The organism is Nocardia sp. 2TAF39 (assembly GCF_052114905.1).
Taxonomy (GTDB): Bacteria; Actinomycetota; Actinomycetes; order Mycobacteriales; family Mycobacteriaceae; genus Nocardia.
In genome coordinates, this window is the sequence record NZ_JBFRFQ010000025.1 from 80882 (window position 1) to 96010 (window position 15129).

The following is a 15129-nucleotide window of genomic DNA, read 5'->3' on the forward strand; positions in this document are numbered from 1 at the left end:
CCTGCTGCGCGCGAAGCACCCACTAGCGCAGCTGGGCTGGCGAATTCGACCGACCCATCACTCAGTGCCGTGCCCGGTTGCGCCCGGACCCGTCGATCCACCGCGAAGGAGGTTGTGGAGGCATTCGGCGGGACCGATTCATCACGCCTCCCCGATAGTTGAGCTGTGTGTTCCCACGGTCTACGGCGTCAAGCGACCTCAGTCGGCGTCGGATCGCGCAGCGGCCGGCGCTGCCAAGCGTCCAAGTCTCTTTCCGTGCAGTAGTTGAGCGACCGCCGCCACTGCCGATGCCAGCGACGTCGCGCCTGCGGCGATCCCCGCTGTCGCGAGGGTCGGGCTCGCGTAGGACACTGTGCGCAGCCCGGGGACAGGGTACTGGCCGTTGCCTGCGGCCGTGCGTATGAGCAGACCGATTTGGGTGCCCATGTCCCGCGGCGGTCCGGAGCCGATCATTGCCCGCAGGTCGTTGCCCTGGCCGTTGAAGTAGATCAGGCCGAGGACGACGAAAACGGCGACCGCGACCGTTGACCCCGCCGCCAGTCGAGACAGTTTCTCGGTGCGGACCCGGAGATTCAGCACGACGGTAGCCACGGTGACGACGACGGCCACGCCGGCAAGGACGCCCCACAGCCCGCTGACCTTCGCGCTGGCTGGTGGCGACGACGACCAGAGTCCCACCATGGACGTGGTGACGGTGATGCGGCCGAAGGCGTTGGTGGAGACCTTGCCGTCGGCACCGCTGATGGCGAGCCAGGGCTGGAACAACAGTACGAACGTAATGACGCTCCCGACCGCTGCACCCAGATAGCCCAAGTCGCCCCGCCGTGCGGCAAGGATTGCCTGGACGTCGATCCGCCGTGCGGTAGAGGCGATTTCGGGGTGGCTGGCTGTCGTGGTCCGCTGTTGGTGTGACATCGCGATCGCTTGCCATGGAGTTGGCTGCACCATGGGCTGGAACTCTAAATGGCCGTTGGCGGCTTGCCATGCGGGCTAACCCTTGGCAGTCGATGACAATCGGGCCGCATGGATGCCCACTAATCGTCTGCGCCACCGATTTTGCTACCTTCTCTGCGCTGATCGAATGGGCAGGAGGCGATTCCAATCACCGTGGAGCAAATGCAGGGTAATCGTCCGAATCCGAAATTTTGACGGTGGCGACTACGAGGCGGTGAATTTCTCAAGTCGGCCGACCAGGCCGCCGAGCGGGAACGCGAGGACGAGGCCGCGTACGCCGCCGGCGTGCTGGACATCATGATCAGCCGCGAGGACCTGATGGACGACGAGGACCACCTGCTCGCCCAGGACATGCTCTATGCCGAGGACCTGGCGGATCGCTTCCTGGAACGTGACACCCGTGAACTCGTCGAACGCGCTGCCGCGGACCGGGACTGGACCTACCGGCACGTCGTGGTCGACGAGGCTCAAGAGCTGTCCGAAATGGACTGGCGGGTGCTGATGCGGCGCTGCCCGGGCCGATCCTTTACGGTGGTCGGCGATCTCGCCCAACGCCGGTCGGTCGCCGGAGCGGCATCGTGGGACACGATGCTGGAGCCGTACGTGCCCGGCCGCTGGGTCTACCGATCGCTGTCGGTGAACTACCGCACCCCGGCGGAGATCATGACCGTCGCCGCCGCGCTGCTCGCCGAGTTCGCACCCGAGGTCCAGCCACCGGAGTCGGTCCGTGCGTGCGGCGTCCAGCCATGGTCCAGGCGGGTCACCGAGGACGAAGTGCGCGCTGCCATCGAGGAATTCGTACGGGACGAAGCCGGTCGCGAAGGCACCAGCGTCGTAATCGGGCCACCGGGTGTGCCGGGCGCGGTGGCGGCGTCGGAGACGAAGGGCCTGGAGTTCGACGCCGTCCTCGTCGTGGAACCAGAACGGATCCTTGCCGACGGCCCACGCGGCGCGGCCGAGCTCTACGTCGCGCTGACCCGCGCCACCCAACGCCTCGGCGTCCTCCACCAGGGCCCATTACCGCAGGCCCTGACCGGACTCGCCGACACCGGGACACCCGGCTAGGTCGGGAATCAACGGTTGGCGTAGCGATTCGCGTGCGGCTGGCCCTGAGTTCGTTCACTCGTGATAGCTTCGTTCGCCGATCTCATTGATCTCGTTCAGGACCTGTCGCAGGAAGGGCCTGGGTGGCAGGTCGGGCTCCTCCGGGGCCTCGAGCAGGCTTTCCACGACCGGCGCGATCTCAGGCCCGCTGTCCACGGCCACTCGGACGAGACCGAGCTCGGCACACCGGGAAAGTGCCGGAGCCAGGCATACCGTCGCCTGATCGGTTCGTCCGGCGGCGCAAAGGCAACCGCCGTACAGCAATTGAGCCTGCAATAGAGCGCGGGGGCGAGGTTGTGTACGGATTTCGGCAACGATCCGTTCGGCATCGGCGGCTGCGCGCTCGGCCGCGTCCGGTGATTGTTGGGAGAGTAGGAGGCGAATGGCGGAGTCGTGGGTGAGCTCGGACGTGACAGCGAGTGTGTGGTTTGGTTGCCGGTGGTACGCGGGTAGGTGCTCGAGTGTGTGTCGGTCGTCATCGGTGATCGGCAACCCCAGTCGTACCCGCTCGTTCAGAATGCGGGCGGTCAGCCGTGGCAGGGCGAGTTTCTCTGCGACCATTTGGCCCTCGTCCAACCGTTGTCGTGCGGCATCGAAATCGCCGCGCACTGCTGCCAGCCTGGGACCGGTTCCGTAGGCGGCGACCAAGAATTCCATAGCTCCGGCCTCGACGCCGGGGCCGGGTGCCAGCAGCTCGGCGGCTTCGGTGCATTGGCCTTTCTGGTAGAGCAGTTCGCCGAGTAGGCCGCTGGCCAGCCGGGTCGCGTGGGACCGGCTGCCGGTATTCCGGGCGAGGGTGAGCGCGGAGCGGAAGATCGCCTCGGCTTCGGCGATGTCGAGCTGCTCGGCTGCGGCTTCGCCGGCGATGCAGGCGCCATACACCACGCCCGCCGGGCCGTTGGCGCGGGTCCGGTAAGGGGTGGCCCATGCGTGCCAGCGGCGGGCACCGGCGAAGTCGAAACGATAAAATGCGGCCGCGGCCGCGGTGGTGGCCGCGACGTTGGCGAAGAACGGTCGAACCGGCTGCTGCAGCCGTGCCGCGGCGGCATCCGGGAAATCCTTGAACCGATCGGTCACGAGGTGTTCTGCGGCTCGCGCCACATCGGCCTGGATGCGCAGGTCCGCGGTCACGGGATCGTCCGGTGCGGCGGTTGCCAGTGCCACGTCCACGCGATCCAGAGCGGTTCGGATGGCGGTGGGGCGCTGGAGCGAGATGTTGGCCCAGACGACCGACAGTTGCAGCTGTGGATCGGCAATCGTGATCTCGGCGGGCAGTTTCGCCACCAGCCCTAGAAAGGTGGCCATGCGGGAATCTTCGATCAGCGCGTCGGCGTGTTCTTGCACCAGTTGTTTCGCCTGTTGAGCGGCGCCGGCCGCGAGTGCGTGATCCACGGCCTCGGTGAGCATTTCGTGCCCGGCGAACCAGGTCGACGCGGTCAGATGGAGCTGTTCGAGCAGGCCGGGATGCTGCCGGATCAGTTTGCGGCGCAAGAAGTCCGCGAAGAGCCCGTGATAGCGGAACCACCGCAGTTCGTCATCGACGCTGCGCAGGAACAGGTCTCGGCGCCGCACGTCCTCGAGCCGTTCCTGCCCTGACTGCACTCCGGTCAGCGTCTGAGCGAGATCTCCGCAGATGGTATCGGTGACCGCGGTCCGAGTTACGAAGTCGAGCATCGTGGGTTCGAGCGCGCCGACGACGTTTTCCATCAAATATTCGCCGATGGCATAGTGCTGCCCAGAGATCTGGTCCAGGTAGACGCCGGGGTTCTCCTTGCCCCGCAGCGACAGCGAGGCGAGCTGGAGCGCCGCCACCCAGCCCTCCGTCGACTCCCGCAGTCGGTCGATGTCGGCGTCGGAAAGGTGCAGTCTCTTGACACCGACCAGGAAATCCGCCGCTTCCCCGGCATCGAAGCGCAGTGCGCTCGCATCGATTTCCACCAGCTCGTCCTGAACGCTCATACGCCCCAAGGGCAGACCGGTGCGAGTGCGGCTGGCGACGATCAATCGCAGGTGATGGCACCCGTTGTCGAGCAGGAACTCCATTGCGCCGAGGGTCGCCGGACTGGTCACTTGGTGCCAGTCGTCGATCACGACGGCGACGGGCTCCCCGCTGTCGTGGATCTCGTTGATCAGGGCGGTCATCACCTGCCGCGCCGCGGGGGTCGAACGCTCCTCGAGAATCTGCGTCAGCTCGATCGCCAGCGCGGGACGAACCTGCCGAATCGCCTCCACCAAGTGGCTCAGGAACCACACGACGTTGTTGTCGTCCTCCGCGATCGCCAACCAGGCGACGCGAACGCCGTCCGCGTCGAGCGCGTGCGCCCATTGCGCGGCCAGCGTGCTCTTGCCGAAACCGGCCGGGGCATGAATGAGGACCAGCCGCCTGGATTGTCCCTCCTGCAGAGTCTCCAGCAATCGCGGGCGATCAACCAGTCGGCGCAGCGTCGTCGGCGGACGGTATCGGGTCTTCGGCGTCGGTTGCGGGTGCAACGCGGTCGCAGCGGCTGTCGTTGTCGGTGGGATCGGTTGTCCGGCGACGGGGGACATGGTTTCGACGGATCCGTCGTGCGCCGGGGCGGCCATCGTGTCCACCGGCAGCCCGCAGGAGAACTGCACGGTGCGCAACCGCTCGCCGAAATCCTGGGCAGTGGCCGGCCGGTCGGCGGGGTCGGTGGCCATCGCGGCTTCGAGGACTGTGGACACCATCGCCGGTACACCGGCGGATCGCAGGTCGGGGACGGGTTCTGCCGTTATGCGCACGAACTGCGCCACCATCGTCTCACCCGCCCTGCGCTCGAACGCGGCGTGGCCTGTGAGAACCGCGAACAGCGTCGCGCCCAGCCCGTAGATATCCGAGGAAACCGTTGGAGGTTCGCCGCGTAGCACCTCCGGAGCCATGTAGGCCGGGGTCCCTGCGGCGAGGCCGGTCGCCGTCTCGAATGCGCCGCCGACGCGCGCGATACCGAAGTCCGCCAGCTGCGGCTCACCGTAGTCGGTGATCAGGACGTTAGCGGGATTGACGTCGCGGTGGATGACGCCGCTGGCGTGCGCGGTCGCCAGCGCGCCAGCCAGCTTCACTCCCACGGACAGCACCTCCTGCCAGGGCAATGGCCCGTCGGCGCGGATCCGTGCTTCGAGTGAGCCTCGGGCGTGGAGGGGCATCACGATGAACGGCCGTCCGGTCACGGTGACATCGGTCGTCAGCACCTGCACGATGTTCGGGTGGGTCGAGAACTTCCCCAGCGCCCGTTGTTCGCGCAGGAAGCGGGTTCGGTCCTGATCGTCGACCGTGGAGTCGAGAACCTTGACCGCAACGGCACGATCGAGTGCGGACTCGGTGCACTGGTACACGATGCCGAATGTGCCGCGGCCGATCTCTCGGGCGTCCGCGAACCCGGCCGCAGCCAGTTCCGCCGCGATGCCGAACGCCAGGTCGCGTTGCGTCCCCTCGGTGTTACCCTCGGACACGACCGCTCGCCTAATCACCGGCGCGGACTTCCCGGAAAATTCGCACGTCTGCGCCGGCTGCCACCCGACCGCACCATGAGCGACTCATGTACTCACCTCTTGAGGCGAAAACCAGCTGGTCCCGACAAGTCGATCATAAGCCGCGGCGACGGGAGCAGAACTGATGATTTGCTCCACATCGCGTCGCCGAGCCGGTGGCGGACCAGCAGCAACAGCTCGACGTCGAGACGATCCGGCTCGATCACCCGGCCGTGCGCATGCGCGGCGTTCCTGATCCGGTACGGGTTTCCGGTAGTGATCGCCGAAAATCATCGGATATGGCGTAATGCCTGGTGAGTGGCGACTTGCTGGGTTGTGCTGCGGGACTGTGTGGTTGGTGGTTGGTGGTTGGTTACCTAAGGCTGTCGCCGCGCGAGCTCGCCCGATGCTTCGAAAACGCTCATGACCCCGGGCGTGCGGCGCGTGCGGCGCGCCGGGACAGAGCGGCGAAGGCGTCACGCAGTGAGTCCGGGCCAATGACCTCGATCTCGGTGTCGAAACGCGCCAGCGTCGCGGCGAGTGCGGCCCAGGACCAGGAACCGGTCAGCAGTCTGGTTCGGGCGGGGCCGAGTTCCTCGACGACTCCGTCGCCGGCGAACGGGGCCACCTGTGCGGCGGGGAGGTCGAGGACCACCTCACCGCGACAGGGCCAGATGTTCGAGCTGTCGGAGCCTTTGAACCGGGCGGACAGGAACGCGGCGACGTCGCCACCGGGCACTTGCCTGGGGGTGAAGCGCGGCCCGTTGGGGACGCGCAGCGCCATCCGATCGGCACGATAAATCCGCCAATCCTGCCGCTCGGGATCCCATCCGATCAGGTACCAGCGTCCACCCCGGACCACGAGGTGGTGCGGCTGCACCCGCCGCGCCGGCCGCAACCCGGGATCCTGCGGTCCTGCCGCCGACCGGTAGTCGAGCCGCACCTCCTCTGCGGACCGGACGGCGGCGCTCAGCGCGAGCAGAACGGCGGTGTCGACCTGGGGATCGGTGCCGCGCCCGGCCGATTCGACCGCGGTCACGTCGAGGGCGTCGACGCGCTGCCGCAGGCGCGACGGCAGGACCTGCCGCACAGTCACCAAAGCGCGTGCGGCGGCCTCTTCGATACCCGCTCCCGTCCCGACTGCGATCCGCAACGCCACCGCGAGCGCCACCGCCTGTTCGTCGTCGAATAGCAGCGGGGGCAGCTCGCTGCCCGCCTCGAGTCGATAACCACCCTCGGGTCCCTTGACCGCCTGGACGGGGTAACCGAGCTCGCGCAGCCGATCGACGTCGCGGCGAACCGTGCGTTCGCTCACAGCCAGCCGTTGGGCGAGCAGCGTTCCCGGCCAGTCACGGCGGACCTGCAGCAACGACAGCAGCGAGAGCAGGCGGCGGGAGGTCACCTTCGAAGACGCGGTCGGCATGGTGACCAGGCTGCCATAAATAGCGGACGTTCCCTGACCGGTACTGCTGACAGGGTGGCGTTGTCGCCGGAACCCTCCGGCGACGAACCACTTGCGAAGGAATCGGATCACCATGTCGGTAAACACTGTCGCCCACTTGAACTTCCACGGTCAGGCCCGTGCGGCCCTGGAGTTCTACCAGTCGGTGTTCGGCGGGCAGACCACCATCGCCACCTACGGCGACTTCGGGATGCCCGCCGAGTTGCCCGGCGCCACCAAGGTGGTGTTCGGCCAGGTCATCGCCGACAACGGCTTCCGGGTCATGGCCTACGACGTGCCCGGCGCGGACGCACCGGGCGCCCAGGGCGCGCCCACCACCCACCGCGAGAACGGCACCACCCTCACCACGGAACCGTTCTTCCTCTCCGTCCGCGGCGACACCGTCGAGGAGGTCGGCGCACTGTGGGAACGCCTCGCGGACGGGGCAAGCGTCATCGAGGAATTCGGCCCGGCGCAGTGGGCGCCCGGGTTCGGGATGCTGCGCGATCGCTTCGGCATCACCTGGATCCTCGACGTCGCAGCCGAGTACGCCCAGGCCTGACGCCATTACACCGGGGTGCGGCCGATCCGGTCGCACCCCCGGGGGTATCCCGCACGCGAAATCGGGATACCCAGCAGCACAGGCGGTTTCGGGTACTCCCTTATCCCGGCGCGCCGCCTGTTGCCAACACCACACAGGAGACACCATCACACTCGCCCGCTCGGCCGCACCGGCATCCAGGTCAGCCCATATGCCTTGAGCACCATGAAGTTCGGCCGCTTCGGCACCCCGACCACGAGGAGTGCATACGGATCGTCCACCGGGCGCTCGACGCCGGGATCAACATCATCGACACCGCCGACGTGTACGGGGGCGATGACCCTTCGTGTGGGTCGACTCGGGAGCTCTCGCTGCGGATCCGGGACCTGGGGCGGATCACCCTGTACCGGCCGGGCCCGCGGGCAGAGGCCGAGGCTCGGTTCCCGCATGCGGGTACTCTGCTGACCCGCAAGCTGAATCTGGACCTCATCGCGGAGCACTACGACGACCTGCTCCGCCTGGCCGGATCGCTGAAGTTCGGGCACGCCACCGCCTCGCTGCTGGTCGGCAAGCTGTCCGCGTCATGCCGCCAGAACGCCCCGGCGGCGGCGCTAAAGGAGTACGGGGCTCTACGCCGCACGATCTATGCCGCGAAATATTTGTCGGATCCGGACTACCGGCGGCGCATCGCCCGCCAGCTCAACAAGGGCGAATCCCCGCACGCGCTGCGCCGGGACCTGCTGTACGCCCACGAGGGCATGATCCGGGCGGGCGACCTCGAGGGCCAGACCGAACAGGCATGGTGCCTCACCCTCGCCGTGAACGCGGTAATCGCCTGGACCACAGAGTATTACGGGCTCGCCGTCGAGCAGATGCGGCGGTCCGGCCGGCGCATCGACGACGAGGTGCTGGCGCATATCTTTCCGTCGCACAGTGAGAACATCAACTTCTTCGGCGCCATCGAGGTCGCCATCGAGGCTGAACTCGCCCAACTCGGACCCACCGGCTACCGGCCGTTACGCGTCCGCGACACTGTGTTCTGACCACCCCCAACCTCCGGCCTGCGCGGCCTCGAACACGCTGTAGCCGATTACCCGACGTTTCCTCGGTCCGCCGTGCAATCCGCCGGTCAGGCCCGCCGCGGGATCCACGCGCGCACGGCACGCACGCAGGAACTCTCCGAAAGCACTCTTCGCAGCCGCCACGCGACGACCTTACGACCATGGCCGACGGTCCTGATCACGCGGATTCGGTGTGATCGGTGAGAGGAAGCGCTGCGAGCGATGTCGTGGCGATCGCGGTCAACTCGGCCCGGCCGACTCCGGCCGTCGCGAGTACTTCCATGCCTCGCGTGACCGCGACGAAATAGGCCGCGAGGGCGTGGGAGTCGGCATCGGCGGAGATCTCGCCGCTGCGTTGCGCGTCGATGATGCAGTGCCGGTAGATGCCTTCGAGGCGGGTGAATCCGTCCAGTGCCGACGCCGCGACGTCGGTATCGCGATGCCCCAATTCGACGGTGGCCTTGGTGAACAGCGAGTCCTGACGATCATCGTCGCTCAGGACCAGGGCAACCTTGAACATCTGCGCCTTGATCCGCTCGAGGGGCGTGGAGTTGGGGCCAGCCAATCCCTCGTCGACTGCGGCGATGGCATCGGCGGTGCTGGCCAGCAGTGCTTTCAGGAAAAGTCCGCGCTTGCCACCGAAGGCGTTGTAGAGGCTCTGCTTGCCGAGTCCGGTCGCCTTCATCAGATCGTCGATGGTGGTGCCGCCGTAGCCGTTGCGCACGAAGGTTTCGCCGGCCGAGGCGACGACGTCGTCCTCGGTGAACTTCCTCGGTCTGGGCATAGCGACGACCCTACGCCATTATTGACTTTTTCGTCCATAACTATATTTTGGACTAGATAGTCAAAAACACTCACCACGAGGAGTCGACATGGCACAGCTGACCGCCAAGACCGCACTGGTCACCGGTGGAACCTCCGGGATAGGACGCGCCGTCGCGACACGACTGGCGGCCGAGGGTGTGCACGTCTTCGTCACCGGACGTCGCCGAGCCCAACTCGACGCGCTCGCCGCCGAACTCGGCGACGCGGTCACCGGCATCCGCGGCGACATTTCCGACCTCGACGACCTCGACCGGATCTACACCGCCGTCGCCGAACGCGGCCAGGGCCTCGACATCGTCGTGGCGAATGCCGGCGGTGGCACCTTCGCGACACTCGAGCAGCTCAACCCGCAAGAGTTCGACCACACCTTCGCGATCAACGTCCGCGGCACCGTCTTCACGGTGCAGAAAGCACTTCCCCTGCTCAATCCCGATGCATCGGTGGTGATCACCGGATCGACCTCGGCGTCGAGGGCGACCGCGGCCTTCGGTGTCTACTCGGCCAGCAAAGCCGCGATTCGCCAATTCAGTCGCGTCTGGGCGATCGAGCTCGCACAACGCGGAATCCGGGTCAACGCGATCACCCCGGGCCCCACCGAAACCCCCGGGCTTACCGGTCTGGCAACCGATCCGGATCAGGCGCGCATCTTGCTCGACAACGAAGCCCGGCGTGTGCCCCTCGGGCGGCTCGGGCACCCCTCCGAGATCGCCGACGCGGTCGCCTTCCTGGCCTCACCGCAGGCGAGGTTCATCACCGGCACCGAACTGTTCGTCGACGGAGGAGAATCCCAATTCTGACGCAGTTCTCGGTTACCGCTAGCGCGGTCCTGAACTCGACAGTCAGTCCGTCACGTTTCTGACCCAAACTCGATTCGGCGCACCGGAATCGCGAAACCGCAGCTCGCCGAAACCACGAATCGGGTCACAACCCGTGTGCGGTATCTACGGGACGAAACCAATCCAGCAGCACGGCGGCGGTGCTGGTGGCGATCGCGACAGCGTCCGCGCCCATGCGGGAGACCAGCGGCCGCATCGGCTCGGGAACCATGGACTCGGCAGAGGTCTACCGGGTCCACTGATCGACCAACACGGCCAGGCGGGCGTCCCGCTGAGCCGGCCGCAGACGTCCACCGCGGTCCAGGGTCGCCAGGCCGTGCAGGGCGCTCCAGCCGACCTCGGTGAAGGTCTCCGGATCGTGCTCGCCCGCGAACGGCGAGAAGGCGGCGAACATGACGGCGAATGCGTCCCGCAGCGGCTGCGAGGCATTCTCGCCGAACGCGAGGTTCACCTTCATCAGGAACATCGCGTCGTAGAGCGCGGGCCGCGCGGTCGCGAAATCGAGGTAGGACCGCGCCACCGCCGCCAACGCTGCGCGCGGCTCGCCGCCCGCGGACTCCAACGCCGCGCGGCTCCACGCGGCCATCTCCGCGATACCTTCCTCCGCGACCGCCGTGACGATCTCGTCCTTGCCCGTGAAGTGCGAATACAGCACAGGCTGGCTGTATTCGATCCGTTCCGCCAGTCTGCGCACAGTCACCGCGTCCCAGCCCTGCGACTCGGCCAGCTCCCGAGCGGTGTCGATGATCAGCCGATGCCGTTCGGCGCGTTCCCGTTCTCGTCGCGTCTGGGTCGTCATAGGCCGACTATAGCATCGCTTGACAACCTAGTGTTACTAGATCTAGCGTCACGCTTGCAAATGGCATTGCTAGACATTCGGGCTGTCCTCATGGTCCGCACCCGCCTCGCCACCGGCTTGTCGCTGCTGGGAGCCGCATCCATCCTCTATATCGGCATCGGATACCTGCTTGCGCCGTCCACCCGGGACAACACCCCGAAACGCCCGTAACCGGGCACACCATCGTCAATCACGCCGACATGAAATCACCAGCACAACAACAAGGTTCAACCTGTCCGCTTAGCGTGACCCTTCTCCCGGATGCTCCTTTCGCCGCCAATTGCATCAGGTGCGAACTCGCGATGATGTGCAGATTGCTCGGAGCGGACGAGCGGGTTCGGCTTCTACCAGCCACTTTCGCCCGACTCTGCATGCGTGATCGTAGTCCTGCCGTGCGCGGGCGTGGCCGGGTTGGGGCCAACTGCCTGCGCGTTCGATCACGACTCGCACACGATGCGTCTTTCTCGCATCAGATGCGACGAGTGGACGGTGGCCGGTTTACCCCGGTACGTCACCGTTCCACGACGGTGGAAAACCACGGGTGGCAATACCAATCCAGGCCGGCCCCGAAGGAGCCGGCCTGGAATTCCTCGATACAGATCAGGCGAGGTCGAACCGATCGTTGTTGACCACCTTGACCCACGCTGCGGCGAAGTCGTTCACGAACTTCGCCTCGGCGCCGTTTTGCGCATACACCTCGGCCACCGCACGCAGCACCGAGTGCGACCCGAAAATGAGGTCGTTGGCGGTGGCCGTCCACTTGGCCTGGTTGGAGGACCGGTCGAAACCTTCGTAGACGTTCTCCGCCGACTCGGACGCCTTCCACTCCGTGTTCTGGTCGAGGAGGTTGACGAAGAAGTCGTTCGTCAACACGCCTGGCCGGTCGGTGAACACACCGTGCTTTGTGCCGCCATAGTTGGCACCCAAGGCGCGCAGGCCGCCGACCAGCACCGTCAGCTCCGGAGCCGTCACGTCCAGCAGGTACGCCCGGTCGAGCAGCAGACGCTCCAGCGGAGCCTTCTCGCCGGCTCGCACATAGTTGCGGAACCCGTCGGCCCGCGGTTCGAGCACCGCGAACGACTCCACATCGGTGTTCTCCTGCGCTGCGTCCGTCCGCCCGGGCGCGAACGGCACCGTGAGGTCGTGCCCGGCGTCCTTGGCCGCCTTCTCGACCGCCGCGGACCCGGCCAGGACGATCAGGTCGGCAAGCGAGACCTTCTTGCCGCCGGAGGCTGAGCTGTTGAAGTCCTGCTGGATCTGCTCGAGCACCGGCAGTACCTTGGCCAGCTCGGCCGGCTCGTTGACCTCCCAGTCCTTCTGCGGCTCGAGTCGAATCCGAGCACCGTTCGCGCCGCCGCGCTTGTCAGTGCTGCGGAAGCTGGCCGCCGCCGACCAGGCGGTCTTGACCAGCTGCGCAACCGACAGGCCGGACTCGAGGACCTTGCTCTTCAGGGTCGCGATGTCCTGCTCGTCGATCAGCTCGTGGTCGACGGCGGGCACCGGATCCTGCCACAGTTGCGGCTCGGGAACCCATGGCCCGAGGTAGCGGCTGATCGGTCCCATGTCGCGGTGCAGTAGCTTGTACCACGCCTTGGCGAAAGCCTCGGACAGCTCCTCGGGGTGATCCAACCAGCGACGTGTGATCTCCCGGTAGATCGGGTCTTCGCGCAGCGCCAAGTCCGTGGTCAGCATGGTCGGGGTACGCGCAGGCCCCCCGTGCGGATCCGGGATGGCGCCCTCTCCGGCGCCGTCCTTCGGCTTCCACTGCCATGCCCCGGCGGGGCTCTTGGTCAGCTCCCACTCGTACCCATAGAGGTTTTGCAGGAAGCCGTTTCCCCATTTGGTCGGGGTGGAAGTCCAGACAACCTCCAAGCCGCTGGTGATGGCGTCCTTACCCTTGCCCGTGCCGTAAGCACTCTTCCACCCCAAGCCCTGCTGCTGGATCGGGGCGCCTTCTGGTTCGGGACCGACCAGGCTGGCGTCGCCGGCGCCGTGGGTCTTGCCGAAGCTGTGGCCGCCGACGATCAATGCGGCGGTCTCCTCGTCGTTCATCGCCATGCGGCCGAACGTCTCGCGGATATCCCGCGCCGAGGCCACCGGATCCGGCCGACCATTGGGCCCTTCCGGGTTCACGTAGATCAGGCCCATCTGGACGGCGCCGAGAGGGCCCGATAGTTCACGGTCACCGCTGTAGCGCTCGTCACCGAGCCAGGTGTCCTCCGGACCCCAGAAGACCTCTTCCGGCTCCCAGATGTCGGGGCGACCGAAGCCGAAGCCGAAGGTTTTGAATCCCATCGACTCCAGGGCCACGTTGCCGGCGAACACCAACAGGTCGGCCCACGAGATCTGGTTGCCGTACTTCTGCTTGACCGGCCACAGCAGTCGGCGGGCCTTGTCCAGGTTGGCGTTGTCCGGCCAGCTGTTGAGCGGCGCGAAGCGCTGTGCGCCCTGACCGCCGCCGCCGCGGCCGTCGGCGATGCGGTAGGTTCCCGCCGCGTGCCAGCTCAGTCGGATGAACAGGCCGCCGTAGTGGCCGTAGTCGGCCGGCCACCAGTCCTGCGAGTTGGTCAGGACGGCCGTGACGTCGGCTTCGAGGGCATCGACGTCGAGTTTCTTGAACTCTTCGGCGTAGTTGAAGTCTTCACCAAGTGGGTTGGCCTTGGACGAGTGGGCGTGCAGCACCGAGACATCGATCTGCTCCGGCCACCAGTCCTTGTTGGAGCGGGGGCGATGCTCCGTCTTCTGAGTCGGGGACGAGATCGCCGGATTCTCGCTCTCGCTTGCGCTCTGAGTTTTGGCGTCAGGATTGGGCGGACGGCTATCGGATGACACAGGATTCCTTCCTGAATGAGTGATGTGGGCTGCGATCACGGATGTGATCGGGCAGCCTGTGGTTCCACACAGTCGGGACACAGGCCCCAGTAGATGACCTCGGCCTCGTCGATCGAGAAACCGTGGTCATCGGACGCGGTCAGACATGGGGCCTCGCCGTGGGCGCAGTCGACATCGGCGATCACCCCGCATGCCCGGCATACGACGTGGTGGTGATTGTCGCCGACCCGCGACTCATAACGTGCCACGGAGCCGGACGGCTGAATACGCCGGACCAGGCCGGTGGCGGTGAGCGCGTTCAACGAGTCGTAGACAGTCTGGTGGGACACCTCGGGCAGATCGGATCGCACGGCGCGGATGATCGAATCCGTGTCTGCGTGCGGGTGGTCGTGCACCGCGCTCAACACCGCGACTCGAGGACGGGTCACGCGCAGCGAAACTCCCCGCAGCATCTGCTGGAACTCCGAGGCTGTTGGCACGCACGCAAGTCTTGTCCGCTTTCTGGAACGAGTCAAGAGTCTGTTTCGAAGTCTCGATCTGCAACCGGGGCGACCGTCGCGGTGATCGGTGCCGCCGGTGCGGTCGGCGCATATGTCATCCAGCTCGCGAAGGCCGACGGGTTGCGGGTGATTGCCGATGCCACCGAGAAGGATGAGGTGCTGGTGCGTTCCTTCGGAGCGGACGAGGTGGTCCGCCGTGGCGCGGCGGTCGCCGACCGGATCCGCGAAGCCGAACCGAGCGGCGCCGGCGCGCTGGTGGATGTGGCGGTGCCGGGCGCGGCCGTGGTCCCGGCCATCCGGGACGGCGGCCGGCTGGCGGTGCTGCGCCCGTTGGAGGGCCGGAGCCGGGGCGCGGGGGCCCGTGTGGATCTGCCGGCTGACCGACGGCGCCGCGTTTGATCGTCTGTGGGAACAGGTCGACAAGGCGTGCTTGCACCCGCTCCGGACCTGGGTGCTGGCACCAGAGCAGGCCACCGAGGCACACCGCCCGCTGGCCGCGAGTGGCCTGCAGGAGCTGATTCTGGACTTCTCGGCGTGAGCACTGCTGGTATCAGCCGGCCGCCCGGAATTTTTCAAGCTGAATGAGACCGGTGGGTGTGTTTAAGCGGCTGTCGTGTCGGTCTCCTGGGTGGTGCCGTGAGTTGGTTGGTTGATCCAGACGGTGTCGGGGAGGTCAAGGATCTTCGGTGCTGTGGTGGTGGCGAAGCGCTG

General features: G+C 66.6%; 11 protein-coding genes and 2 pseudogenes. 6 read left to right on the top strand and 7 right to left on the bottom strand.

Annotation, left to right across the window (positions count from 1 at the left end; genetic code table 11):
* Window positions 1-198: 198 nt before the first annotated feature.
* Complete coding sequence (locus AB4Z47_RS17605; RefSeq protein ID WP_441952035.1) at window positions 199-948, bottom strand: hypothetical protein; 750 nt, start codon at window positions 946-948, stop codon at window positions 199-201.
* 231 nt (window positions 949-1179) lie between these two features.
* Here AB4Z47_RS17605 and AB4Z47_RS17610 point away from each other — a divergent pair.
* A pseudogene (locus AB4Z47_RS17610) lies at window positions 1180-2019 on the top strand (helicase); the annotation flags it as partial.
* A 54-nt stretch (window positions 2020-2073) separates the two neighbouring features.
* Here AB4Z47_RS17610 and AB4Z47_RS17615 read toward each other — a convergent pair.
* Entirely contained in the window at window positions 2074-5526 is a 3453-nt protein-coding gene (locus AB4Z47_RS17615; protein WP_441952037.1) for a protein kinase domain-containing protein, read from the bottom strand.
* A 439-nt stretch (window positions 5527-5965) separates the two neighbouring features.
* Window positions 5966-6967, bottom strand: a complete 1002-nt coding sequence (locus AB4Z47_RS17620; RefSeq protein ID WP_441952039.1) for a helix-turn-helix transcriptional regulator — start codon at window positions 6965-6967, stop codon at window positions 5966-5968.
* Window positions 6968-7079: 112 nt separating this feature from the next.
* On the opposite strand from AB4Z47_RS17620, the gene AB4Z47_RS17625 reads away from it, so the two are divergent.
* Window positions 7080-7547 carry a VOC family protein gene (locus tag AB4Z47_RS17625; RefSeq protein WP_441952041.1) on the top strand — a complete coding sequence of 156 codons (468 nt, stop codon included), beginning with the start codon at window positions 7080-7082 and terminating at the stop codon, window positions 7545-7547.
* Between the two features lie 341 nt (window positions 7548-7888).
* Window positions 7889-8569: pseudogene (locus AB4Z47_RS17630) on the top strand (Tn3 family transposase); the annotation flags it as partial.
* Window positions 8570-8765: 196 nt separating this feature from the next.
* Here AB4Z47_RS17630 and AB4Z47_RS17635 read toward each other — a convergent pair.
* Complete coding sequence (locus AB4Z47_RS17635) at window positions 8766-9371, bottom strand: TetR/AcrR family transcriptional regulator (RefSeq protein WP_441952043.1); 606 nt, start codon at window positions 9369-9371, stop codon at window positions 8766-8768.
* A gap of 88 nt (window positions 9372-9459) precedes the next feature.
* Here AB4Z47_RS17635 and AB4Z47_RS17640 point away from each other — a divergent pair, with 88 nt between their 5' ends.
* Complete coding sequence (locus AB4Z47_RS17640; RefSeq protein ID WP_441952045.1) at window positions 9460-10209, top strand: SDR family NAD(P)-dependent oxidoreductase; 750 nt, start codon at window positions 9460-9462, stop codon at window positions 10207-10209.
* A gap of 265 nt (window positions 10210-10474) precedes the next feature.
* On the opposite strand, the gene AB4Z47_RS17645 is transcribed toward AB4Z47_RS17640, so the two are convergent.
* Window positions 10475-11047: a TetR/AcrR family transcriptional regulator gene (locus tag AB4Z47_RS17645; RefSeq protein WP_441952047.1), complete on the bottom strand. Its 573-nt coding sequence runs from the start codon at window positions 11045-11047 to the stop codon at window positions 10475-10477.
* A 60-nt stretch (window positions 11048-11107) separates the two neighbouring features.
* Between AB4Z47_RS17645 and AB4Z47_RS17650 the strand changes: the two genes are divergently transcribed.
* Entirely contained in the window at window positions 11108-11257 is a 150-nt protein-coding gene (locus tag AB4Z47_RS17650) for a hypothetical protein (protein ID WP_441952049.1), read from the top strand.
* A 429-nt stretch (window positions 11258-11686) separates the two neighbouring features.
* Here the strand turns inward: AB4Z47_RS17650 and katG are convergent, their stop codons facing one another.
* On the bottom strand, window positions 11687-13918 hold the full coding sequence (gene katG / locus AB4Z47_RS17655; protein WP_441952051.1) for a catalase/peroxidase HPI: 2232 nt from the start codon (window positions 13916-13918) through the stop codon (window positions 11687-11689).
* 35 nt (window positions 13919-13953) lie between these two features.
* Window positions 13954-14370, bottom strand: coding sequence for a Fur family transcriptional regulator (locus tag AB4Z47_RS17660; protein WP_441952059.1), 417 nt, complete (start codon window positions 14368-14370; stop codon window positions 13954-13956).
* Between the two features lie 108 nt (window positions 14371-14478).
* Between AB4Z47_RS17660 and AB4Z47_RS17665 the strand changes: the two genes are divergently transcribed.
* Window positions 14479-14817, top strand: a complete 339-nt coding sequence (locus AB4Z47_RS17665) for a zinc-binding dehydrogenase (protein ID WP_441952053.1) — start codon at window positions 14479-14481, stop codon at window positions 14815-14817.
* Window positions 14818-15129 lie beyond the last annotated feature (312 nt).

Coding starts and splice junctions, on each gene's coding strand:
- AB4Z47_RS17620 (WP_441952039.1), bottom strand. CDS start 6,967: ATGCCGACCGCGTCTTCGAAGGTGACCTCCCGCCGCCTGCTCTCGCTG.
- AB4Z47_RS17650 (WP_441952049.1), top strand. CDS start 11,108: ATGGCATTGCTAGACATTCGGGCTGTCCTCATGGTCCGCACCCGCCTC.
- AB4Z47_RS17635 (WP_441952043.1), bottom strand. CDS start 9,371: ATGCCCAGACCGAGGAAGTTCACCGAGGACGACGTCGTCGCCTCGGCC.
- AB4Z47_RS17605 (WP_441952035.1), bottom strand. CDS start 948: ATGGTGCAGCCAACTCCATGGCAAGCGATCGCGATGTCACACCAACAG.
- AB4Z47_RS17645 (WP_441952047.1), bottom strand. CDS start 11,047: ATGACGACCCAGACGCGACGAGAACGGGAACGCGCCGAACGGCATCGG.
- AB4Z47_RS17640 (WP_441952045.1), top strand. CDS start 9,460: ATGGCACAGCTGACCGCCAAGACCGCACTGGTCACCGGTGGAACCTCC.
- AB4Z47_RS17660 (WP_441952059.1), bottom strand. CDS start 14,370: ATGCTGCGGGGAGTTTCGCTGCGCGTGACCCGTCCTCGAGTCGCGGTG.
- AB4Z47_RS17625 (WP_441952041.1), top strand. CDS start 7,080: ATGTCGGTAAACACTGTCGCCCACTTGAACTTCCACGGTCAGGCCCGT.